We start from the raw sequence: 23947 nt of genomic DNA on the forward strand, positions 1-23947 counted from the left end.
TTTCGGGGCTGATTTCTGCAAACGAGGCCCAAAATGAGGATCAGAAAATAAGGTAATAGTCTTTAAGCAACTCCCGGAAAGCCTGGGTGTAGGTATGGTCTTTTTCTCTTACCGCCAGCGTGCTTTCACTCATCGTGCTTCGTAGCCGCGAATAGGTGTGAATGGTCCGCAGCAGCTTACCACCCGGTGTAGCCTCCAGCCAAAGGATATTGTTTGTGTAAAACCCGTTGGCGTGGGCTTCCTGCTCAAATACCCGGGCCTCGTGCGGCGGCAGCAGAATGTGCAGTTTCCCTTCAGATGAGAGAAATCGGGCCGAAAACGAGATCACCTCCGTGAAAGAAAGTGTCTCGGTGTGTTTGGCCTGGTTCTTCACCGCATCCGATGATTTCAGCGAGGCCTGGAAAAACGGGGGATTGCTGATGATAATATCGAACTGACCCGGGTTGATTTGGGCAAACTCCTGCAAGCTCATCGGGAACAGGCGCACCCGGTCTGCCCACGGACTGAGGCAGATGTTTTCCTGCGCCTGCGCCGCCGCGGCCGGGTCAATCTCTACCGCTTCAATATGGGCCTCCGGTGCCCGCTGCGCCACCATCAAGCTCAGCAATCCGGTTCCAGCGCCGATGTCCAGAATGCGTTTGGCCCCGGCAACCTGGGCATAGGCCCCCAGTACGCAGGAATCGGTGCACACTTTCATGGCGCAGCGGTCCTGCCTGATGAGAAACTGTTTGAACTGGAAGTAATCGTTGGCCACGGGTTAATGTGCTAATGAATTAATGTGCTGATGTGCTAATGGCTGGATGGATGATAGAAAAGGTGCTGAGAAGCTTGGGGAATGCAACATAAGAATTAGTGCATCAATATAAGTTCATTGATTTGCTTGAACGTGCTTTCTTTAAGATAGCACATTATCTAATTAGCACATCAGCACATTATCTAATCAGCACATTAACCCATTAGAACATTACCCTGCTGTAGGGTTGGCTTCAAATCCGGCGTCGGGGGGGAGGTTGGGTTGCAGGGCGGCGGCTACGGCTAGTCTGTCGCAGCGCTCGTTCTCGGGGTGGCCGGCGTGGCCGCGTACCCACACAAATTTCACCTGGTGCTGGCGGTAGATTTTGAGAAAGCGTTGCCACAGATCGGGGTTGGCCTTGCCGGTGAAGCCCTTTTTCTCCCAGCCAAACACCCATTTTTTCTCCACGGCATCTACCACGTATTTGGAGTCTGAGTAGATGGTCACGGGAATGCCGGGCCGGGTGATGGCCTCCAGACCTTTGATCACGGCCAGCAACTCCATGCGGTTATTGGTAGTCTTGCGGAAACCTTCGCTTAGTTCTTTCACGTGCGGACCGTAGCGCAGAATCACGCCGTAGCCGCCAGGACCCGGGTTGCCTCTAGAGGCACCATCGGTAAAAATCTCAATCAAAACGTGTTGGGTTAGTGTGCCGCAAAAATACCCAATGCCCGGCAAGCGGCAGCCCTACAGGAAGAATATTTTCCAACAATACCGCAGATGTGTGTGAAGAACCTCACCCGTTTTGCGCCTGTTTTTCAGAAATAGAGCCTAAATCCCAAAGCAAATTGAAGCATCAAGCAAATTGAAGCAAGTTCTCACCTCCATTCACTCAATCACTCATTCTCTCAATCATTCATTTCGCATAACTGATGGTGGCGTTGAAGCCCAGGCCCACGATGGGGACTTTCTGCCAGTTGCTTTGGCTTGTGTGCCGGAAATAACAGTCTACGTTGAGGAAACCGCCGCTGAAGGTGAGGCCGCCTTTGCCCAGGTCGCGCACCAACTCAAGCGAAAGGAGCACATCAGACTCCAGGTAGATGTTGCGGTCGCGTAGGTCCAGGGAGACTCCGTCCCCGATGTCTTTTTTGGCCACCTGCAGGTAAATGGGTTCGCGCAGGATGTTTTCAGCGGGGCCGTCCTTGGTCATCCGGTAGACGTTGATGCGCAGGAAAAGGGTATCGTATTGGTTATGGGCCACGTTGAAGGTGACTTTCTCCAGAAAAGAAGGCTTCTTGATGTTCAGCGCGATGCCCACCTCGTGCCCCAGGTTGTTGGTTTTAAAACCCGCCATAATGGATTTGGAGGTGGTGGTATTGCCTACCACTTTGGTCACGAACTTCTGCGGACGCACCACTACTTCGCCCAAGGCTACAGCCTGTTCCTCCAAAGAGATGGTGGCGTTAGGGCCGGTGAACTGCTGTTTAAAGTCCTTGACTTTCCATTTGCGGGTGGCGTAGCCAATGGCCGAGATCTGCAGGGTTTCCTCGTCTAAAGTTGCCGGAAGCTGAATAAAAAAGGCTCCGTTGGCCGCGGAAACGGTGCCCACGTCTTTGCCCACCACGCCAATGTTCACGTACGGCAGTGGTTTGGCGTGTGCATCGGTGATGCGGCCTCTCAGGTGTTGGGCCTGGGCCAGAAATGAAAGAAGAATGAGCAAAAGCGTGAGGCAGCGGGTCATAGAGTTGGGTTTGCCAGGTAGATGCTGAAATCCCAATCTTGGTTGCCTGCTTCCCGTTTTTCTGCTCTTTTCCTGAAATCGGCCTGAAAACGGTTAGATGGAAACGTGCGTCTTGAACAGCTTAATGGCAATGGCCAGCAGAATCACGCCGAAGACCTTGCGCAGCACCTCGGTGCCGTTCTGGCCCAGTTTGCGCTCCAGCCAGTTAGAACTCTTGAGCACGATGTACACAAACAGCAGATTCAGGAGAATGCCCACAATCACGTTAGGCAGCGCATACGCCGCCCGCAGCGAAAGCAGCGTGGTCATGGTACCGGCCCCCACAATCATGGGGAAGGCCAACGGCACAATAGAACCGGTTTTGGTGTCTGGGTTGGAGTGGAACAGGTGAATGCCCAGCACCATCTCCATCCCAATCAGAAAGATGATGATGGCCCCCGCCAGCGCGAACGACTGAAAATCTATGCCGAAAAGTTTCAGGATGGCATCTCCCAGGAACAGGAACGCGATCATAAGAACCCCGGCCACCAGGGTAGCTTTCTCAGATTGAATGATGCCCTCGCGCCGGCGCAGTTCAATAATAATGGGAATAGAACCCAGGATGTCAATGATGGCGAACAGAATCAGGCTGACCGATGCAATCTCTTTAAAGCTGAATTGGAGCATAGTGGAATCTGGAAACAACGGTAGTGAGCTGTTTCCGGCACGAAATTAATGATAATGGGTAGAAATGAAATTACGCAGCACGTCATATTCGGCGTCTACAATGGCCGGGAAGTTAGCCACCCTGAAAGTGCTTTTGGCCCATTGCCCGTAGCCGTTGCCCAGGGTTATGTTCTGCGCAGCCGCGTTCCGCTTTATTTCCTGGATCCACTTATCGGTGCCCCGTACGGCAATGACGGTGTGAGCCCGTACCTCGGGGTTCTCCACCAGCAGCTGCATCTCAGTGAGTTCCTCAAAGAACGCGTACAATTCCTGCGCCCGTTGCACCAACAGTTGGTCTACGTTCTTAATGAACGGCTTATTCTCCAGCGTGCGGCGCATGAGGTACAGATTCAGTACGTTAGGCGTGTGCCCGGTCTGGTAATTGAGCATTTTCTCGTGCAGAAACAGCAGGCTGTTGTAGTGGTTGCGTTCATTCAGCACCTTGGCGCGGTGAATGGTACGCGGCGAGCACACCAGTACGCCCATGCCGGCCGGCAACCCGAAGCATTTCTGCACCGAGGCAAACCAGATATCGGCACGGATGAACTTTAAGTTGATGCCCGCCATGCTGGAAGTGGCGTCTACGGCCAGCAACGGATCTTTGAACTGGTTCTGCAGCTTAAGCAGGGTATTCATGTTCACCTGCGTACCGTTGGAGGTCTCGGTCTGGGTCACGCAGATCACATCGGTATCGTCTTCTACCGGAATGTTGGGCACGTCCAGCACATCGTCCACGCCAAATTGCTGTCCGTAGCAATCGGGCCGAAGGCGTTTGGCATATTGGCACCATTTCTCCCCAAAAGCCCCGTTGTACAAATGAAGGCTTTTGGTGGGGGTGAGGCTTTGGGCAATGATCTCCCAGCACTCCGTGGCCGAGGAGGTGAAGTATATAAAATAGTCCTGCGGAATATTCAGTTTGGTACGTAGCAGCCCTACCAGGTCGCGCATCATCTGTACAAAGCGATCGCCGCGGTGCGGAATACTGAGCATGCCTTCGTCATAAGCCATGGTCATGTATTCACGAACCTCGGGGTAAACTTTGGACGGACCCGGATAAAAGTTTAGCATGGGCAGGAAGGTGGTTGTAGTGGAACGTTGGTGAGAAAGCGGCACAAGTGCCGGTCCATTTCAGCGGCCGCAGCAGTTTTAAGGCTGTTTTCTGAAATTTAGCCCCAAATTAGGAAAACCAGGGCCATCTGAAATGTCCTACACGTTAAAAACGATGGCTGGTTACGCTTTGGTGTAACTAAATCCTACCTTATTGGGCTTTTGGCGCTCAAAGTACTGCAACGCAAGCCGATAACTTTCCAGGCCAAATCCGCTGATGCTGCCTTTGCACCGGCCCCCAATGTAGGTGACGTGGCGGGTGGCCTCGCGGGCAAACACGTTGGAGATGTGCACCTCAATCACGGGAGTTTCAATGGCGGCAATGGCATCGGCCAGGGCCAGGGAAGAATGGGTGTACGCGCCGGCGTTGAACACAATTCCCTGGTAATGGAAACCCACTTCGTGGAGTTTATCTATGAGCACGCCCTCTACGTTAGATTGGAAATACTCCAGCTCCATGTCTGGGAAAGCGGGAATCAGGTCCTTCTCCAGGTAGTCTTCAAACGAACGGGAGCCATAGATAGACTTTTCGCGGCGGCCCAGCAGGTTCAGGTTGGGGCCATTGAGTATCAATATTTTCATAATGTTAAGAATAGAAGTCTCTTTAAAAAAAAGAGCAGAACAGCATGACCAAATGTACGGAATAACTACCTTTGGGCAGTAGGCAGTTTTTGTCTTTTATAAGTTGCCTGCAAAAGGTTTTCCCCCAAACCACTGTGCCCCCATGAACTGGTCACTAAGTCTTACCCAATTTCAAGGATACCTTCAGGTTGAGAAGTCGTTATCCAGCCACTCCGTAGAGGCTTATCTGCGGGATGTCCGCAAACTGGTGCAATTTTTTGAAGTCACAAACCAGAAGGTAGGTCCGCTGGCTGTTGAGGCCAAACACCTGCAGGGTTTTCTGGAATGGATCAATACGCTTGGTATGACCGCGCATTCGCAGGCCCGCACCATCTCCGGCATCAGGTCGTTCTACAAGTTCCTGATCATGGAAGAAGTACTGGACGCCGACCCCACCGAGACCATTGAGGGTCCTAAACTGCAGCGCAAACTCCCCGATACGTTAAGCTACGAGGAAATCACCACGCTCTTTGACGCTATTGATGTGAGCACCCCAGAAGGTACCCGCAACAAGGCCATGCTGGAAACGCTCTACAGTTCTGGCTTACGGGTAACCGAGCTGATAGAGTTGAAAATCACCAATCTGTACGAAGACCTGGGTTTCCTACGGATTATGGGAAAAGGCAACAAAGAGCGTCTGGTGCCTATTGGCCGCGATGCCCTCAAATACATCAGGGTGTACTTAGATGGGGTGCGCCGGCACCAAACCATCAAAAAAGGCCACGAGGACTTTGTGTTTGTGAACCGCCGGGGCACCAGCCTGAGCCGCGTGATGGTGTTCAACATCATCAAAGACCTGGCCGCCAAAGTAGGTTTGCAGAAGAACATCAGCCCGCACACTTTCCGGCACTCCTTCGCCACCCACCTCATTGAAGGCGGCGCCGACCTGCGGGCCGTGCAGGAAATGCTGGGGCACGAGTCCATCACCACCACCGAGATCTACACCCACCTGGACCGCGATTACCTCAAGCAGGTGATTCAGGAATTCCACCCGAGGAGTTAGGGAGAAATAGGCCGTAATACATTAATGAAAAGTATGAAATATGGGTGCTGTATCCTTTTACTTTGCTTGTACCTATTGTCCTGCCAGGAAAAAGAAGTAGAAAAAAAACCTTCGTCTGGCATTAGAGAAAAATCTGGAGTAACTGAGAAAGTGGTTCCTGAAAGCCCCAAAAAATCAGCGTTTGATTTCAAGAGGTTTGAAATTGGAAAAGGCAGGATAGGGGCAATTAAAGTAGGTCAAAATATCTCCGATTTTGAATCTGAATTAACTAGTTTGACAAAGGAGGTAATTGAATCCTATGATGTTGGTTTCGATGGAGGTGGTGAGGTATATCTCTACCAATATAACAAAGAACCTATTTTAGCAATAGTACCATTTTATGACACAGATTCCATTATTGCACTTGTAGGCTTTCACAAGGAATTAAAAACATCTAGTGGCATTCATCCAAAGATGACAGCAAATGAATTGTCCAAGAAGTATCCTCAAGCTCTTTATTATCTGGACTTAATGAATGGAGGCGAGTTGTTAGAAGATACTGAAAAGGGCTGGATCTTTGTCTTCAACACAAATGAGAAGAACCAAATTGGGGTATATAAGGAAATTGAAGATGGTTCTAAGGTAAGAAATGGGAACGTTCAAATGGATTGGATTACCATTAGGTAGAGTTTGAAAATCATTTGAGTAAATCTGATTACTGTAGGATAACACAGCTTTAAGCCTACTTTTTCTAAAAATAAAGTCTAAAACAAAGGACTGTAAGAGAGCATTACCTTCTATGGCGCGGAAGTTACTTCCGTGCCTTGCATAGCAGAATAGAAAGGCACGGAAGTAACTTCCGCGCCATAGTGAGCTATAATGAACGTCAATCGTGTTTATAGGCCGATTCTCTAAAATTAGCTACAAAAGCAAAAGGCCTGCGGTACTACCGCAGGCCTTTTGCTTTTGTTATAGAATAGAAATTACTTCAACGCCAACTGGCGGGCATCGGCGGCGATTACTTTTTTGTAGAATGCTTCAAACTCGGCCATGTCTTTGGGTTGGATCATGTCTTTGGTGAACCTGAGTTCGCGGGTGAAGACCAGTTGGTTGTTCACTTTCTTGAAGGTAAGCGAGTACTCGGCTACGGGGCAGGTCAGTTTCACCTGTTGTGGGAGCTCGGCCAATACCTTTTTAGTGGGCAGGGTCATGGTGATGGTCTCGCGGTCATGGTCGGCGTACATGATCTGGGTGAGGTCCAGTGGGGTGGTGCGGGCCTCGTGGAAGGTGAAATCCCGGGCAGTGGCTTTGCTGGTCCAGGGCAGGGAGAACAAAGACATGCCGCCTACGTGCTTCACCACATCATTGGCCTGGTAAGCCAGGCGGCAACGCACCGTGTCTTTGGAGCCTTCCAGGCCCTGGAAAGATAACTCCGTCAATTTTACGCTGGGCAGTTCGGCGTGGATGGCCTGCTGCACAATGCGCTCCCGCTCCTGTTGCCCTACATCGCGGTAGCGTTGTTTGGCTTCGGCGGCCATGGCTCCGGTTTTGTAGTTTTCCTCCGTTACGGTCAAGCCGTTGCCTTCCAGTTTCAGCGTCACATCGCGGTGGATGATGTTCAGAGGGCGGGTAGTAGGATTCAGGTGCGACAACGTGCGGCTGGCCTGGCTCTGCTCATCATCGATTTCCAGAATACCCGACTGCAGCATGCCCTGATACAGACTCCCGAAGGGCAGGAAGTTAGACGTCAGCTCCACGTACATTTCTTTCTCCGGCAGGTTGATCTTGGCGATGCAGTGGTTGAAATCAATGGATGGCAGCACCAGGTCATCGTAGCCGTTGTCGCGGGTGTTTACCAGCACCAGTTGGGCCGGAACGCCAACCTCGCGACACATGGCCACAAACAGCGTGGAAACGTCTTTGCAGTCGCCAATCTTGGTGCTGAGCACGTCTGAAGGGCGTTGCGGCACAATTCCGCTCTGGCGGAACGGGATGGAGCTGTAGGTGATGTTACTGGTGATGTACTCGTAAATGGCCTGGGCTTTCTGCACAGGCGTGAGGTTCTGCTTACCCGCGAACACTTCTTCCACGGCCTGTTTCACCTCGTAATCGGGGCGGGCTTTGGAGGCGGCCAGATCGGCGTACCAGTTGGAGATGAACTTCCAGTCGGGGAACGAGGAGATGTACAGGGTCTGGCTCACGTCTGAGAGCACCGGCATTTTGTCCTCGGTTTTCAGGCCGGGCTGGTCTTTCTGCTCCCACACGTACAACTTGAACTCATCGGCGTTCTGCACCTTGGGCTCCATTGCTTTCTGGGTCACTTTGTACTGGAACTTGGTATCCTGATCCACCAGCAAACTGTAGCGGGTAGTCTGGTACGGCAGGAAATGGGTGAAGAAGTGGCGGTCCCAGAAGTGCGAGGCTAGTTTGCCCAACAGGTGGTTTTCCAGTTTATAGGTGATGTGGATGGCATCGCCGGGCTCCAGGTTGGTGAACACCAGTTGGCCTTCGTTGTTCTCGGCGGGTACTTTGCTGCCGTTTTGTTTCACCACCTCGGCTTTTTCCAGGAGCTGGCGCTGCATGTTGTGGTAGCCAATGGAGTACTCTTTCCAGAACTCCACGCCTTGCTGGTTAAAGGTCTTCACCACCAGCGTGCGTTTCTCCTCAGAGGCGCCGCCTTTGTAGACCACTTTCTGCACCTCGTCCAGCAAGACCAAACTGCTGTGTTCCGGGAAGGCCGCTGCGGCCGGGGCTTTCTTGATCAAAGAATACACATCGGTCTGCGGGAAATAACTGAACACTTCCTTTTTGTTCTCCAAAGCGCGGAGTTCCTTGAGACTGGTGTAATCGGTGGGGTCCAGGTGCACGGCTTTGCGATAGGCAGTAAGCGCTTCCTCTTTCTTTTGCTGGGCATTGAAGGTTTTGGCCAGATCGGCCCAGTATTGACCAATGTACGGCGATAATTGCAGGGTTTTGCGGTAGGCTTCCTCGGCCAGTTTGTGGTTCTGCGCCTGGGCGTAGATGTTGGCCAGGCTGTGCTGAATGCCCACGGCCACCGGCTCTTCCTGCAAGTACTGCTGGTACAGTTTGATGCCGTTGCTCATGTCCCCTTTGTCAAAATACAGGGACGCCAGCCGCTGCGACACCGCGAATGATTTGTTTTCCTTCAGGTACTTCTTGAGCACGTTGGCTGCCCCGCTCTGATTTTTGTTCACGTTCTTCTCAATCATGTACTTGAGCTCAATGAACGCCGGGTTCTCGGGGTAGGTGGTGTAGCCGCGCTCGGCCAGTTTGATGACCTCATTGTACTGTTCTTTCTTGGACAGCACTTTGATGCGCTTGGCCAGGATGGTTTCGTCAAGGCCTTGCTGGGCTTCCATCTGATCCAGCAACGCAAGGGCCTGGGTATAGTTCTCTTTCTCCAGTTCCTCTTCAAACCGAAGATCCAGGGAGAACGACAAACTAGGATCGTGCTCCTTGAGCCACTCCAAAGTGGTAGTCACCGAGGTGCGGTTTTCTTCCCGTTGATACGCTTCTAGTTGGCGCAATACCACGTAGCTGCTGTTGGGCACCAGTTTCTGGGTTTGGCGGTACACACGACGGGCATCGGCGGTTTTGTCATTGCGCAGGTAGGTTTGGGCCAGCAGTAGTTTAGGCAAAATCTGGCTGGGGTTTTCCTGCGTCTGCTTCTGGAAGAACTCCTCTACCGAGAGCGTGAGGGAAGCCGGGGTGGCGCCCGAGTCTTTGGAGTACGCTTGGTACTCTGCGGTAGAAGTCAAGCCCGAGATAGGATTGCCTTTCTCATCGGTGAGGCGCGCCAGGAAGTTTGACCGGCCGGCGTAGCTTTCGCCTACCTGCACCAGAATGCGGTTTTGGCCTTTTTTGAGCGAAACAGGCGTTAAATAGGTGTCCAGGTCGTTGTTGCGTTCCACGTCATCGGCGAAAACCAGACGGTCGTTCACCCACGCTTTCAAAGAGCCCGAAACGCCCAGGCGCAGCTGCACCTGCTGCTCTTTGGGGCTGTTCACGAAGGTCTGGGCGTAGATGGCCGCATCGTTAAAATAGAAGTGGTAAGTAAAGTCAATCCACTTATCATTACGGGTGGCCGGGGGCGTGAACCAGGAAACCGTGGCACCGTGCTTGTTGGTGAAGGTGGCGGTGCCCTCCGGCTTGGTTAACGGCCCGAATTCCTTGTGGAACCCGCTTCCTGACATGTTCTCGAACTCACCTACCACCTGCCACTTGTCCAGCGCTCCAATTCTGGCGTACGCTTCTTTGGCAGCGGCGGGCTGGTTGCTGTTTTCATAGTGGCCGCCCAGCATTGAGTACGCCATCGCTTTGAGCGTACCATCTGCCTTAGGGTCAGAAATCAACTGCTTGAGAAACGCCAACTGCGCCTCAGATTTCTTTCCGGCACCCGCCATCAAAGACGGAGTGGTCCAGAGCGCATACACGTACGGGTAAGGGTTTGAGGAGGCCTTGAAGAACTCCTGAAACTGTGCGAAGGCTTCTTTCTCGGGTTTATCCAGCGAAGCCAGCAAAGACAAACCTAAGTGCGCCTCGGCTTTGGAGGCGGGTTCCAAAGAGGCTTTCTGGAAAAGCTCCCGTGCCTCTGCCCGTTGGTTGGCGTGGAATTTCTCCCAGGCCTGGTCCAGAGTGGAGGGGGCTGCCGCAAACGTTGGGAAAGACGGTAAAAGGTAAACAAATAAGAGCACAAGGGCCGCAAGTCGGCGGGCGAAAGGGGTAGTGGTACGCATAGGCGGGTAACTGACAAAATTGCCCCTGAATTTCTGTAGAATATAGTACTGAAGCAAGAAAGCCTTAGGATTTAAAGAAATGATTATCCAAGAAGGTGTTTTTAGGCTGTTTTTCAGAAACAGAACCCAAAGGAAAGGCTGCTTCTGACTACCATTCAGTGCCTCTCATTAGTGTTAAAATAGACTATCTTGGTTGGTTCTCGGAGGAAAGTAGGATAGAACCGAGGTTTTGAACATATATACCGAGAGTCCGGAAAAGCTCACTCTTCCCAAATACAGGCCAGGAAAGTTCTGTTTCCTAAGAGAGCAACCCAAACAACTCCGCTGCGGCCGCGAAAGGAGACTTTTGGCCCTGGGTTACTTGCTGAGAGATCTGGCTCCACTGCACTTGTACGGCAGGGTTTTGGTAAAAACGTTCTTCCAGCTGCTGGCGGATGCTGTGTTTAAGCCAGTGCAGGTTCTGTTCCTGCCTGCGTTTCTGGAAATAGCCATTGCCTTGCGCAAGCTGTACGTATTCCTGCACCAATTCCCAGATGGGCTGTAAACCGGTTTTCTCGTAGGCGGAACAAACGGTTACTTTGGGGCTCCACTGTGAAGGCCCCAGCGGAAAGAGATGCAACGCGCCCTGGTACTCGGCCTGGGCGCTGGTGGCGGGATGCAGGTTGGGTCCGTCGGCTTTGGTGATGGCAATGGCATCGGCCATTTCCATGATGCCTTTCTTGATGCCCTGCAGTTCATCGCCGGCCCCGGCCAGCATCAAAAGCAGGAAGAAGTCTACCATCTCATGCACCGCTGTCTCGGACTGACCAACGCCCACGGTTTCCACAAAAATAACGTCAAACCCGGCGGCTTCGCAGAGCACAATACTCTCACGGGTACTTCTGGCTACGCCGCCCAGCGTTTTCCCGGCTGGCGAAGGCCGGATGTAGGCCTTGGGGTTTGAGGCCAGTGTTTCCATGCGGGTTTTATCACCCAGAATGCTGCCACCGGTGCGCTGGCTGGTAGGATCAATGGCTAATACCGCCAGCTTTTTGCCGTGCTGCTCCAGCAGGTGATTCCCGAAAGCCTCAATAAACGTGCTTTTGCCCACGCCCGGCACCCCCGTAATACCCACCCGCACCGAGTTGCCGGTATGCGGCAGCACCAACTCCATTACCCGGTGGGCCAGGTCCTGGTCTGAGGGGAGGGTACTTTCCACCAACGTGATGGCGCGGCTCAGCAGTACCCGGTTCCCGGACAATACTCCGGCGGCATACTCGTCTGGGGTAAATCTTTTAGGCACTCGTTTCGGGCTATTTTCTGGAAAGTACGTGAAAAATAAGAAAAGGAGGCCTAAGAATTTCAGAACGCCATGAAGGAAGCTTAACCGGAAAGCAGCATTGTAAGGTCTATAGCCTACGAACAGGCAAGGTATACATGGAGAAACTCCCTAGAAATAGGGGTAAGCATCGGTTGCCTTATCTTATTGCAAACAGATTATACCAACTATGAAAATAGCAATTATTGGAACCGGCCGCATGGGCAAAGGCCTGCTCAAAACGTTTTACCAAGCCTACGGGCAACAAGTCTTGTTTTCGGGCAGGGACGTAGCGCACGCCCAGACGGTAATAAACGAACTGGACCTTGCCCTGCAGGCGGTTCCGCTTGAAGAGGCGTTACAGGCGGATGTCATCATCCCTACCCTTTGGTTCAAAGACCTGTTGCCTTGGGCGGAGCAGCACAAAGAAATCCTGAGAGGGAAAATAGTCATTGACATCTCCAATCCCTTTAATGAGAAATTCGATGATTTCACCACTGCTTATGACACTTCTGCGGCGGAGGAACTGCAGAAGGTAATCCCAGACAGCCAGGTAGTGATTGCCTTTAAGAATACGTACTGGGTGGTGTTTGATGCGCCGGTGCTGCAAGGCCTGAAGAGCGACGTGTATGTAGCCTCCAACACTAACCAAGCCCGCGAAACCGTGATGCAATTGCTGAAACCACTGCCTTTCAGAGTTCTGGATGCCGGTCTCCTGAAAAATAGCCGCATCATTGAGCGCATGACCTTGCTGTCCTCAGAACTGGCCAGAAAAGCCGGCAATCATCCCAGAATCGCGTTTAACTTGTGGGGCCTGGAACACGAAGGCTTACCGAAAGAGCAGCAAAACGAACCTACCCACCTGGCGCAGGTTCATTAACGGAGAGCATCAGACCAAAAGCTCAAAGCCGTTTACTTGCTTGAATTCACAGCCGTGGTGGTCTGGGGCACGTTCTGGAAATAGAACCCGGGGAAGTTAGGCAGACCCAAGGCACTCTTCTGCTTGTCCAGGCTAATGCCGCTGTCTTTATAGTCGCAGGCCTCGCCCAGGGCATTGGGGTTCCGGATCACGCCCAGCCAATTGCTGTTGTTGCGGGCCACGTAAATGCGGCCGTCTGGGGCGAGTTGCAGGGCTCCAATCTTGCGGCTGATGCTTTTGGCTACCTGTTTCCCGGAATGGATGATGGCATCTGGCGTACCGGCGCTCAGATCGAACTGGAAGATGCGGGCCTCTCCGCCGGCAATTCCGTTTTTGCCGCCGTACAGCTTGGTACCGTCTGGCGAGAACTCCACACCGTAAGCCTCGTCAAACTTGCCTAAATCTACCGCCAAAGCCAGTTTGCCGTTTTCATTGTTGAAATCAAAGACCTCAATTTTGTTTACGGCGGCCCAGGTAGCTACGGCCAGTTTGTTTCCGGTGGGCGAGGCTTTCATGTAGCCAATGGTAGCGCCATTATCGCCGGCGTGGATGCTGCCCAGGTGGCTTTCCACGGGTTTGAACGTGATACCCTCGGGGCTGATGAGAAAAGCATAGAAAGCCGAGCTGTTCCAGCGGTGCGTAATCACCCAATAATCGCGGCCGTTGCGGTGCCTGATGGCCGTGAGCTTCTCGGTGACAGGGGCAAAAATGAGGTTGTTTTTGGAGACCACTTCGCCCAGGCCGCCGTTCCGGCTCAGGTCAATGAGGTGGTACTGCAAGCCGTGGCTTTGGCCTTGGAAATCAGTGGTGAAGAGATAGTACAGGTGTGGCGAACCGGGTTTAGGCAAGATCAAGGCCGATTGGGTAGACGACTCATGGCCCTTCAGGGAATCGCCGTTGGCCATGATCTGCTTGTTGCGGTTCCAGACCTGCATGCCGTTGCTGTAAAACAACAGGTTGCCCAACGCGTCTGACAATACCGCACAGCCTTCCTCGCTGAACATTTTCCCGTCTTTAAGCGGCTGCGGGTTGCTGGGATCAGCGAAAGACAAACCGGCGTTATGCCCGAAATACCAGATAGTAGCTTCTTTCTGGGCATTGGCAATGAAAGACAGCAGCCCGAAAGGAAGCAGGAGCAAAAGTTTTTTCAGTCTCTTCATCAAACAGAAAACGTTGAATCTGCCGGAAGATTTCAAAGATTAGGCCAGAATATTTTTGCTTCTCTTCGGGCCGGAGCATGCTTGTGTAAGGGTGATGTTCTTCCGTTTTCGCCTTTCTTTGCTATAAATAGCCAAGAATCAGAAACTTGCCACAACTGAGCTTAGAGCCATTGCTATCCAAGTAGAAGACGTTTTAAAGCTGCTTTGGCAAAATCTGCCTCAAAACAAATGGGAAAGGGTTTACTGCTTTTCTTGAGAAGAGAAGGTAAGGGAGGAGGTGCGGGCTGTATCCTTAGCCAGGCATTGGAGTTGGGACGCATGAAAAGGTAAATCAGAAGCATTGCTTCCGTCTGCCACGTGGGTTGCGCAACTTAAAAAGAGCATCCCTGTTAAGAAAATTGCAACCATCTTCTTCATGCTTCCTGATACTTTCCTTTGGATGAAACTAAAATGGATCAATTATCAAGCAAAAGAAAGGAATACAGTATGTAGAATTTAACTTGTACTTTGCTATATTTTGTATGATTTATTTGATGTAAGATGCCGTAGGAAGAGCTTAGCAGCAGTAAGACATTTGTAAATACTGGCCAAAAGCCATCAAGGTATCATTGGTTTGTTTCGGCTTTTCCCTTGTAAATAAAAGTAGTTGCTAGAGCTTTAGCGTTTGGAGGAAAGTTTTTGGCCTGAAAACAGGAAAGCCGCACCAAACTGGTGCGGCTTTCCTGTTGTGGGTTAGATGGAACCTAAGAATTAGCCTCTTGGATTCAGGGCTTCGTTGATGCGGTCAGAAAGATCCAGCAAGTGGTAGTTGCTTAAAGAATCTGACTGAGACGCCGCCGCCGATTTGATCAGGTTGTTGATGTTGCGCAGCTCGGCTTTGGCTACGGAGATCACGTCGCTGTCATTGATGTCCATGGCAGGAGCGGTGTTGCCGCCTCTGCCACCCATGGCAGCCTGAGCCGCGGTAGGTGCCGGAGCGGGTTTCACCAGGTCAATCAACTCCTGCACGTAGATCTTCTGCAGGTTACGGCGGTACACGTCAATGGCCTGCTTGTTTTTCACTTCCCTGAAGATAGAGTTGTTCATATCATTGAAGAAGTCGGTCACTTTGTAGGCTTTGGCACCGTCCAGGGCTTCACCGGCGATGAGTTTGGTCAACGTGGCGTTGCTGATGAGGCGGTTCAGTACGTTTTCCTGGCTACGGGAAACCACTACCATGGGGTTGGTACCAATGTTGTTCAGCACGTTAGGCGCCAGTAACCAGGTTGGCGTAGTGAACAATTGCTTGTCCAGGAACGCCAAGGCCTCTTTCTGGGTAGCCGCCGGAGTGCGCTCGTACACCGTTCCTTCCTGCTCCACGGTTTTAGGGTTCTCGTAGATACCGCCAATGTTCTTAGCCACGTGGCCCATGTAGCGGTTGAACTGACCGGTCAGCTGACCGTACATGTTCTCCAGGTTATCGTAGCCTTCGTTTTCCTCGCGGGTCCACTCAGGGAGTTTGGCCAGGATGCGCTGCAGGTTCTTAATGCCGTACTCAGAGGCTTTCATGGCGTTGTCGCTGAGGTCCTCGTTCTGTGAGTGCGGATCATCTGGGTTGGTTTCGGTCCCGAACCAGTTGCGGCGATTCTTCAGTTTCTCCACCGTCATTTTGTTCAGGACAGGTATCTCAGCCTGCGCACTCTTGGCGTTGGGCAGAACCCGGTAACCCCATTCAATCGCCCACAGGTCATAGTCACCAATCCTTGGGTAGATGCCTTTAGACGAGATGTTGTCTTCTGGCTGCGCTACGTAGTTGAAACGGGCGTAGTCCATGATAGACGGCGTGTGGCCGTGCTCTTCCACCCACTTCTTGTTGCGCAGGTTCTCTACCGGCACGGTAGAGCTGGAACCGTAGTTGTGGCGCAAGCCCAAAGTGTGGCCTACCTCGTGCGATGACACAAAGCGAATCAAATCACCCATGAGTTCATCAGAGAACTCCATTTTACGGGCGCGTGGGTCAATGGCGGCTGCCTGCACAAAGTACCAGTCGCGCACCAGTTTCATTACGTTGTGGTACCAGTTGATGTGGCTTTCCATGATCTCGCCGCTGCGTGGGTCAGAGATGCTGGGACCGCTGGCGTTGGAGATCTCAGACGGCTTGTACACGATGGCCGAGTGACGGGCATCGTCCAGGCTCCAGTTTGGGTTCTCTTTGGGAGAAGGAGCCTCTTTTCCGATAATCGCGTTTTTGAAACCGGCTTTCTCAAAGGCTTTCTGCCAGTCGTTCACCCCGGCAATGAGGTACGGCACCCACTTCTTCGGCGTGGCCGGGTCAATGTAGAACACGATGGGCTCTTTTGGCTCCACCAGCTCGCCACGCTTGTACCTGGCCATGTCTTTTTCCTTCGGCTCCAGTCTCCAGCGCTTAATCATCTGGATTTCCTTCACACCCTGTGGATTGGCGTCAAAGTCTGTATAACCCACCGTGAAGAAACCAACGCGCGGGTCAAAGTAACGCGGCTGCATAGGTTTCTTAGGTAGTACTACCATAGAAGTATTGATCTCAATGGTAGAGGAACCGTTCAGGTTAGAGTTTCCTCCGGCTCCACCGGCAGGAGCGGCCCCGAATCCAGTGGTAGGAGGGGTGAGCACGTACGTTTTCACGGTGGTCACTTCCACGTTCTGCGGAAAGCTGCGCACGTTCTGGATATAGCTGCGGTCCCCGATGAAGTTCCCCAACCGGAAACGGGTTTTGCCCGCGGCATTGCTGAAGGAGAAGATTTCGTTCTCGCCTTTGATGTAATCTGTTACATCAATAACGCTGCTCTTGTTGTTAGGTCCGTAGGCCGACACGTTGAACGCCGCCACAATGGCCTGCACGTTGGACCGCTGCACCGCCTGGTACATAGACTTGGTGCTGTCTGGGCTGTAGGTGGCGTAGGAGATCTTGCGCATGAAAATGCGGTCATCGGGACCTTTCTCAAACATGATCACGGCGCTCCCGATTTGGTCCCCGGCGTAGCCTGAGGCAGAGCGCACCTCGGCCCCTGCCTTGGAAATACGGTTCACCACCAGAATCTCACGGCCCAGCACCGAGTCTGCCAGTTCAAAGAAGTACTTGTCTTCTACTTTGTGGGTCTTGAAAAAACCAGATTTGGACTGGGCTTTGTCGGTGATGACTTCGGCGTAAGGCTTTGGCTTGGATGATCTGGCAGCGTTGCCCTGCAAGCCGGCGGCTCCGGCTACCCGGCGCGTGGAATCGGCGGGTTGGGTACGACTCTGGGCCATGGCTACTCCGGCAAAGGTAGACACCAGCCCCAGCGTCAATAAGAACTTCTTCATTCTGATGTAAGCTTGTTAGTTGTGTAAAGGGTTGCGTGTAGTGTGTGATTCACGCAGGCTTAGACCAACAGAAGGGAAGAAGGTTTAAAGAGGATAAGAGAAAAATAGAAAAATTTTGAGCAGGCGTTTTGGGCCTGTTTTTGGGAAAGAGGGTAAGAAGTAGAGATAAACCCCTGGCGCGAGTCTCCAGACTCGTGACACGGGATGGGGGTAGTCTCCAGACTACCCTCGCTGCACCGCAGCGATAGTACGCATTGTTGTTTCCAAGCATTTCCGGTTCGTGGTTCCCGGCGAGTCTGGAGACTCGCATTATCCCAAGGCACGAGTCTGGAGACTCGCGCCAGCTTTTCCTTGTGAGATTCCCTGTACTGTTTTTCTGCTGTTTTTGGGAAACAGGCCTAAAACAAGCATTTTCCTTCTGTTGCCAAATTTCGTATAAGTTTGCCATGAGCACCAAATACAAAACCCGCAATCCAGAAGGTATTTACTTTCTAAGCATGGCCGTTGTGGAGTGGGTGGATGTATTTACCCGAAGGGAGTATTGTGAGCTACTAGTGGATAGCCTCAGGTATTGCATTCAGCAAAAGGGACTGGTGCTGCATGCCTGGGTCATAATGCCAAATCACTTGCACTTGATTGCATCCTCAACAGAAAAGAGCTCTTTGCCCAATATTCTGAGAGACTTCAAGAAATTTACTTCCAATAAGTTGATTCAAGCTATTCAGGACAACCCGCTGGAAAGCCGGAGGCGGTGGATGCTTTGGATTTTCCAGAGCAATGGTCAACACAACTCTCAGAACACTCACCATCAATTCTGGCAGCAGAGTAATCATCCTATAGAGTTGGATAGCGCCCATTTGATGGAGCAGAAATTGACCTATTTACACCAAAATCCGGTAGAACTGGGCTTGGTGGAAGAACCAGAACATTGGCGGTATAGCAGCGCAGTAGATTAAGCGGGCGGCAAAGGCTTGCTTCCTCTGGTATATTTGGATTAGCTAATGTCTTGTTTCTACAACTTCTACGCTGGCCTACACTGGCGCGAGTCTCCAGACTCGTGCCTTGAGATAATGCGAGTCTCCAGACTCGCCGGGAACCACGAGCAGAAAAGCAGCCTCTTTAATCCTTCAGGCTCCTCTCCAACTGCGTTAGCAACGAGATAAACTTGCCCGATTTTTCTTCAATGGTGCTGAGGCCCTGTTGGGCCAGGTCAATCTTACCTGCTTTGTAAAGGTCAAACAGGTGGCGGGAGGTGCGTTCAATGTCTTGCTGCAGGTCATAGAGACTTACCAGGGCGGGCTGATGGCGGTACTTCTTAAGGCCGATGGTGTTGAACCACTCCGTGACGGGGTTCGCCGAGGAAAAGAACGCAGCATCATACTCCCCGCCACTCACATAAAGCACAGAACGTACTTTAGATTTGTAGAGGATATGCTTGATCCTGAGTTGCTGTATATCAATCTCGGCGTTTGTCATGCAGGGTTTACGCGCGCGTTAAGAGGCGCTGCTCTTGCTTTGGTGTTCCAGTTCCTGTAGTTTCTGGGTGCATTTTACTTGCTCTGTTACCTCATAACCAAACACCAGAATGCCCTCAATCTGCTGCGTCTCAGAGTAAATAGCCTGGTAGGTGAAGTTAATATAAATCTGTTCTAATTCATGGGCGTTGGTGCGGCCAATTAAAATGGGTACTTCTTTGGCCACAAAATCCTCGCCAGTCTGATACACCTTGTCCAAAATCTGCACGAAACCCTGCTCGGCTACTTCGGGCAGGGCCTCGGCTACGGTTTTGTGGAGCAGGTCGCGGCCGGGGAACAGCTTCTGGTATTCTGGGTTGATGAGGTCGTAGCGGTGCTCGGGCCCTTTCAGGATGCAGAAGAAAGCGGGCGCTTTCATGATGAGGCGCTCCAGGGTAGACCGTTCGGCCTGGGCTTTTTGCAGGGCCAGCTGTATCTGGTCAGACAAGAGGGCCATCTGTTCGTTGCTTTCCAGCAGTTCCTGCACCATCAGCTTGGTGTCATGAATATCGGTGTTGCTGCCTACGCGCAGTTCCACACCGCCCTCCAGGTTCACCAGCGGCAGGCTTTTCACCACATGCCACCGGTAATTGCCTTCTTTGTTTTTGATGCGCACCTCGGCCTGAAACTCCTGATTGCCGGGCAAGGCATTGTTCATTTTCTTCTGCACCGCCGTCAGATCATCGGGGTGGAAGGTATCGCGCCAGCCTTTGCCCAGGAGCTGATCAGACGTGAGGCCGGTGTAATCCAGCCAGCGCTGGTTCACGTAGGTCACGTTGCCCTGCGTATCGGCGGTATGGATGAGTTGCGGAACGGCATCGGTCATGAACTTGAACTTGTTCTCAGACTCCATTTGCGCCCTCTTTGCCAATTCACGGGCAGTCACGTTGGCTGTGCGCCGGATGATGTATTTCACATTGCCTTCCTGATCCAGCACGGGCGTGTGCGAGGCCTCCCAGTAGCGTGTTTCATAGCCGCCGCCTTCGGCCTCTGGCCGGGCAATGTCATACCGAAGCACGTCAAAGTAAATGGTCTTTTTCTCCCGGAAAGTCCGGTCAATGGATTGCCGCAGCAACGATTCGTTTTTTGAATCTTCCTCGCTGGGACTGTCTGGGAACGCTTCCAGCAGGTTCCTGCCAATCAACTGCTCCCGGGTGCGCAGCACCAGGCCCAGGTACTTATCTGTAGCTTCCAGCACCGTGTAGTCTGGTGCAATGGCAACCAGTGCCTCGGGGATATGAACAAACAGTTCGTGTAAATCCATGCGTCTTCTAAGGTTGAGCCAATGTTACGTGTACTCTGAATGAAAGTATTATAAACAAGAGTTATTCTTCTTCAAAGAAGTCTAAATCAAGTTTCTTTATCTCATATGATTTAGCCACGGAAACACCTAAGTTGTAGTCAATCATGTACTGGGCTAACTGTTGACCATCAATTAAAACAATCTTGGTTTCATTTCTTGGGGTATAGGCTTTAGCATCTGCAGAAAACCGGGAAGTAGTAATAAAGACTCCTTTCTTGGCTCCTTGCTCTGCCAATGCGCCTACGAAGCTTTGTATGTCAGGCCTGCCAACTGGGTTGTTGTCCCATCGTTTTGCCTGAATGTAAATGACATCCAATCCAAGAATATCTTCTTTGATTATACCATCAATACCGCCGTCACCAGATTTACCAAGTGCTTTTCCGGCCTCCCTGAAAGAACCACCATATCCCATCTTAACTAGCAGTTGGACTACTAGTTTCTCAAAGAAAGCCGGAGACAAGGCTTTTATTTTGCTAAGTATTTCCTCCACCAACTCTTGTTTGATTCCTTGGTAGGCGTTCTCCAGTATTTCTTCTGGAGTTGCAGTTGATTCAGTAATAGATGATTGTTGTGCTGAGCCAGATCCGTTTGAATTTGTAGCTAATTTAAATTCTATGAATTCAGGAAATTGATTTAAGAACTTGACATTGATTGCAGACGGATTTTGAGCTAAAACTTTCCTGCCTCTTTCAGTGATGTTGAAGAAAGATTTCTTTGAAGATTCTAATAATCCAGCCTTCTTAAGGTAAGTAGTTGCCCAGCCTACTCTGTTTGAGAAAGTAGGCTGGGTACCACTTGGTAAAAGTTCTGTTAAATCCTCTTGAGATAAGTTGAAATAAGTAGCAAGTGCCTCTACAGCTTCTCTTGTTTTATGTTCTTTGCTATCTGAAGTCAACTTCAGAAGTGGGAGCATGATTGACTGGTAATCAGGAATAGCCATTGTTCTTCTTTAGAACCTCAATATAGCTTTATTCCACTATCCCTTCAACAACTTCTCTAGGATCTCCTGCGCGGCCACGCTGATCACGGTGCCCGGTCCGAAAACCCCGGATACGCCGGCATCATACAGAAACTGGTAATCCTGCGCCGGAATCACGCCTCCGGCAATGACCATGATGTCCTCGCGGCCCAGTTTCTTCAACTCAGAAATCAAAGAAGGGATTAGCGTTTTGTGGCCGGCAGCCAAGCTGCTCACACCCACCACGTGCACATCGTTCTCGGCGGCTTGCAGGGCTACTTCCTCCGGGGTCTGGAACAGCGGGCCCAGGTCCACGTCAAAGCCTAAATCCGCGAAGGAGGTAGCGATGACTTTGGAGCCGCGATCATGGCCGTCCTGGCCCATTTTGGCGACCATGATTCTGGGTCGGCGACCTTCCTGCTCGGCAAATTGGTCGGCGAGCGCCTGGGCCTTGCCGAAGTTCTCGTCGTCTGAAATCTCTGAACTGTACACGCCGGATATGGATCTGATGGTGGCCCGGTGGCGGCCGAATACTTTTTCTAAGGCATACGAAATCTCGCCAAGGCTGCAGCGCACGCGGGCGGCGTTGATGGCCAGTTCCAGCAGGTTGCCTTCCCCGGTCTCAGCGGCCAAGGTAAGCGCATCCATGGCGGCGAACACAGCGTTTTCGTCCCGGTTTTCCCGAAGCTGGGCTAAACGGGCCAGCTGGGCCTCCCGCACGGCGGTGTTGTCAATGTCCAGAATCTCCAGGTGCTCTTCCTGCTCCGGACGGAATTTGTTCACGCCCATAATCACGTCTTTGCCCGCATCAATACGCGCCTGCCGGCGGGCAGCGGCTTCCTCAATGCGCATTTTGGGCAGACCCGTTTCTATGGCTTTAGCCATACCACCCAGCCGCTCCACTTCCTGGATCAAATCCCAGGCGCGGTGCGCGAGTTGGTGGGTGAGGGCCTCCACGTAGTAAGAGCCGCCCCACGGGTCTACTGTTTTGGTGATGTGCGTCTCCTGCTGCAGGTAAATCTGGGTATTGCGGGCAATGCGCGCCGAGAAATCAGTAGGCAAAGCGATGGCTTCGTCCAGGGCGTTGGTGTGCAAACTCTGCGTTCCGCCCAGGGCCGCGGCCAGGGCCTCCACGGTGGTACGGGCCACGTTGTTGAACGGGTCCTGCTCCGTTAAGCTCCAGCCCGAAGTCTGGCAGTGGGTACGCAAGGCCAAAGATTTATCGCTTTTCGGGTTGAACTGCTTGATGAGCTTGGCCCACAGCATGCGGGCGGCACGCATCTTGGCAATCTCCATGAAGTGGTTCATGCCAATGGCCCAAAAAAACGACAAGCGCGGTGCGAAGGTGTCAATGTCCATGCCCGCGGCCAGGCCGGTGCGTACGTATTCCAGGCCATCTGCCAGGGTGTAGGCCAGTTCCAGATCGGCGGTGGCGCCGGCTTCCTGCATGTGGTAGCCACTGATGGAGATGGAGTTGAACTTGGGCATGTGCTGGGAGGTGTACGCGAAGATATCGGCGATAATCTTCATGCTGGGCTCCGGCGGATAGATGTAGGTGTTGCGCACCATGAACTCCTTCAGGATATCGTTCTGGATGGTGCCGCTCAGTTGCTCCGGTTTCACGCCCTGTTCCTCGGCGGCTACAATGTAAAACGCTAGGATGGGCAACACCGCTCCGTTCATAGTCATGGAAACGCTCATCTGGTCCAGCGGAATCTGATCGAACAGAATCTTCATGTCCAGAATGGAGTCAATGGCGACGCCGGCCTTGCCCACATCGCCCACCACGCGCGGGTGGTCTGAGTCGTAGCCCCGGTGCGTGGCCAGGTCAAACGCCACGGAAAGGCCTTTTTGCCCTGCAGCCAGGTTGCGGCGGTAAAAGGCGTTGGATTCCTCGGCGGTACTAAAGCCGGCGTACTGCCTGATGGTCCACGGATTCTTCACGTACATGGTGCTGTACGGTCCGCGCAAAAACGGCGGCAGTCCGGCCGCAAAGTCCAGGTGCTCAAACGCGGCCGTGTCTTCTTTGGTATAGAAGTTCTGCAGCGGCAGGCGCTCGGCGGTTTTCCAGGTTTTCGGTTCCGTTTTTGGCTCATTCCCGAAAAAAGAGCCCTGAAACGTGAAAGGTATCTTGGTGAAATCTGGTTTCATTTTGTTCTATATCATGTAGCAGGTATCAGGTGTTTAGATTCCTGCATGAATTATCATTGATTAAGCAACTGCCCCGTGCTTCCCATTGTCATCCTTAAAGGATCTTGTGGGCAAGCTGTTATTCCGTTTGGTATGTGCAAATTGCGCATTTCAGGTTTCGTGTTGGGTAGCCCTTCTGTTTGAAAGCGAATTGCTCTTTCATCGTCTCAGTTAATCTAGTTCTGCCACAAGATCCTTTCAGGAGGACAATTGGGTGACTCAAGACTCAGAACTCCTCAAGAAGCATGCTCAGACGTAACCACCCAATGTCCTTCTATTTTCTTCCAGATCTGGGAGGAAACCCCGCCCATCAGGCGTTTGCCCACTAACTCAATCTTCCAGCGGATCACGTAGAGTACCACCTCCTCAGAAAGCTGTTCCAGGTGCAAGGCCTCGTAGGTGTACACGCCCATGGTGCTGCGGTCCTGGAAGTCTTTCTGGAACATCTCCAGCACGGGTGTGTAGCCTTTCTCTACCCCGTGCTTGTTGATCCAGAGCAGTTCGGGCGAGTTCCAGTAGAAAGCCATGGCCTGTTCCAGGTCTCCGGCGTTCCAGGCATTTACCTGGCCATCCAGCCCGTTCTTTACAGCATCAAGTGGGTTTTCAGCGTGGTTTTCCAAATGGGTGCGATTTCTGTTT

19 protein-coding genes are annotated in these 23947 nt (G+C 52.1%); 4 read left to right on the forward strand and 15 right to left on the reverse strand.

Features of this window, described 5'->3' with window-relative positions:
- Window positions 1-40: 40 nt before the first annotated feature.
- From JT719_RS20555 to JT719_RS20580, 6 genes are all read right to left on the reverse strand, one after another.
- Window positions 41-754, reverse strand: coding sequence for a methyltransferase (locus tag JT719_RS20555; protein ID WP_207435636.1), 714 nt, complete (start codon window positions 752-754; stop codon window positions 41-43).
- 210 nt (window positions 755-964) lie between these two features.
- Window positions 965-1426, reverse strand: coding sequence for a ribonuclease HI (gene rnhA, locus JT719_RS20560; protein WP_207435637.1), 462 nt, complete (start codon window positions 1424-1426; stop codon window positions 965-967).
- 223 nt (window positions 1427-1649) lie between these two features.
- On the reverse strand, window positions 1650-2474 hold the full coding sequence (locus JT719_RS20565; protein ID WP_207435638.1) for a carboxypeptidase-like regulatory domain-containing protein: 825 nt from the start codon (window positions 2472-2474) through the stop codon (window positions 1650-1652).
- A 93-nt stretch (window positions 2475-2567) separates the two neighbouring features.
- Window positions 2568-3140, reverse strand: a complete 573-nt coding sequence (locus JT719_RS20570; protein WP_207435639.1) for a MarC family protein — start codon at window positions 3138-3140, stop codon at window positions 2568-2570.
- 45 nt (window positions 3141-3185) lie between these two features.
- The gene (locus JT719_RS20575; RefSeq protein ID WP_207435640.1) at window positions 3186-4247 is read right to left on the reverse strand and encodes an aminotransferase class V-fold PLP-dependent enzyme; all 1062 of its coding nucleotides are present in this window, start codon (window positions 4245-4247) and stop codon (window positions 3186-3188) included.
- Window positions 4248-4409: 162 nt separating this feature from the next.
- Window positions 4410-4868, reverse strand: coding sequence for a type II 3-dehydroquinate dehydratase (locus JT719_RS20580; protein WP_207435641.1), 459 nt, complete (start codon window positions 4866-4868; stop codon window positions 4410-4412).
- Between the two features lie 142 nt (window positions 4869-5010).
- Between JT719_RS20580 and xerD the strand changes: the two genes are divergently transcribed.
- Complete coding sequence (gene xerD, locus JT719_RS20585) at window positions 5011-5910, forward strand: site-specific tyrosine recombinase XerD (protein WP_207435642.1); 900 nt, start codon at window positions 5011-5013, stop codon at window positions 5908-5910.
- A 24-nt stretch (window positions 5911-5934) separates the two neighbouring features.
- Complete coding sequence (locus JT719_RS20590; RefSeq protein ID WP_207435643.1) at window positions 5935-6576, forward strand: hypothetical protein; 642 nt, start codon at window positions 5935-5937, stop codon at window positions 6574-6576.
- 296 nt (window positions 6577-6872) lie between these two features.
- Here the strand turns inward: JT719_RS20590 and JT719_RS20595 are convergent, their stop codons facing one another.
- Both JT719_RS20595 and meaB read right to left on the reverse strand, forming a co-directional pair.
- Window positions 6873-10646 carry a transglutaminase domain-containing protein gene (locus JT719_RS20595; protein ID WP_207435644.1) on the reverse strand — a complete coding sequence of 1258 codons (3774 nt, stop codon included), beginning with the start codon at window positions 10644-10646 and terminating at the stop codon, window positions 6873-6875.
- A gap of 298 nt (window positions 10647-10944) precedes the next feature.
- Complete coding sequence (meaB, locus tag JT719_RS20600; RefSeq protein WP_207435645.1) at window positions 10945-11928, reverse strand: methylmalonyl Co-A mutase-associated GTPase MeaB; 984 nt, start codon at window positions 11926-11928, stop codon at window positions 10945-10947.
- 205 nt (window positions 11929-12133) lie between these two features.
- On the opposite strand from meaB, the gene JT719_RS20605 reads away from it, so the two are divergent.
- Complete coding sequence (locus tag JT719_RS20605; RefSeq protein ID WP_207435646.1) at window positions 12134-12823, forward strand: NADPH-dependent F420 reductase; 690 nt, start codon at window positions 12134-12136, stop codon at window positions 12821-12823.
- A 32-nt stretch (window positions 12824-12855) separates the two neighbouring features.
- Here JT719_RS20605 and JT719_RS20610 read toward each other — a convergent pair whose 3' ends face one another.
- Both JT719_RS20610 and JT719_RS20615 read right to left on the reverse strand, forming a co-directional pair.
- Window positions 12856-14022 (reverse strand): YncE family protein, encoded by a 1167-nt coding sequence (locus tag JT719_RS20610; RefSeq protein WP_242693388.1) that lies wholly within the window; start codon window positions 14020-14022, stop codon window positions 12856-12858.
- A gap of 750 nt (window positions 14023-14772) precedes the next feature.
- Window positions 14773-17343: a zinc-dependent metalloprotease gene (locus JT719_RS20615; RefSeq protein ID WP_207435648.1), complete on the reverse strand. Its 2571-nt coding sequence runs from the start codon at window positions 17341-17343 to the stop codon at window positions 14773-14775.
- Window positions 17344-17789: 446 nt separating this feature from the next.
- Between JT719_RS20615 and JT719_RS20620 the strand changes: the two genes are divergently transcribed.
- Entirely contained in the window at window positions 17790-18299 is a 510-nt protein-coding gene (locus JT719_RS20620; protein ID WP_207435649.1) for an REP-associated tyrosine transposase, read from the forward strand.
- Window positions 18300-18462: 163 nt separating this feature from the next.
- On the opposite strand, the gene JT719_RS20625 is transcribed toward JT719_RS20620, so the two are convergent.
- The 5 genes from JT719_RS20625 to JT719_RS20645 form a co-directional block, all read right to left on the reverse strand.
- Window positions 18463-18819, reverse strand: a complete 357-nt coding sequence (locus JT719_RS20625; RefSeq protein WP_207435650.1) for a histidine kinase — start codon at window positions 18817-18819, stop codon at window positions 18463-18465.
- Window positions 18820-18837: 18 nt separating this feature from the next.
- The gene (locus JT719_RS20630; RefSeq protein WP_207435651.1) at window positions 18838-20121 is read right to left on the reverse strand and encodes a PAS domain-containing protein; all 1284 of its coding nucleotides are present in this window, start codon (window positions 20119-20121) and stop codon (window positions 18838-18840) included.
- 61 nt (window positions 20122-20182) lie between these two features.
- Window positions 20183-21100: a restriction endonuclease gene (locus JT719_RS20635; protein ID WP_207435652.1), complete on the reverse strand. Its 918-nt coding sequence runs from the start codon at window positions 21098-21100 to the stop codon at window positions 20183-20185.
- A 36-nt stretch (window positions 21101-21136) separates the two neighbouring features.
- A complete protein-coding gene (gene scpA, locus JT719_RS20640; RefSeq protein ID WP_207435653.1) occupies window positions 21137-23269 on the reverse strand; it encodes a methylmalonyl-CoA mutase in 2133 nt (710 codons plus the stop codon).
- A 275-nt stretch (window positions 23270-23544) separates the two neighbouring features.
- The gene (locus JT719_RS20645) at window positions 23545-23928 is read right to left on the reverse strand and encodes a YybH family protein (RefSeq protein WP_207435654.1); all 384 of its coding nucleotides are present in this window, start codon (window positions 23926-23928) and stop codon (window positions 23545-23547) included.
- Window positions 23929-23947 lie beyond the last annotated feature (19 nt).

The sequence above is a fragment of the Sabulibacter ruber genome, assembly GCF_017355955.1.
In the GTDB taxonomy this organism is placed as follows: Bacteria; Bacteroidota; Bacteroidia; order Cytophagales; family Hymenobacteraceae; genus Nibribacter; species Nibribacter ruber_A.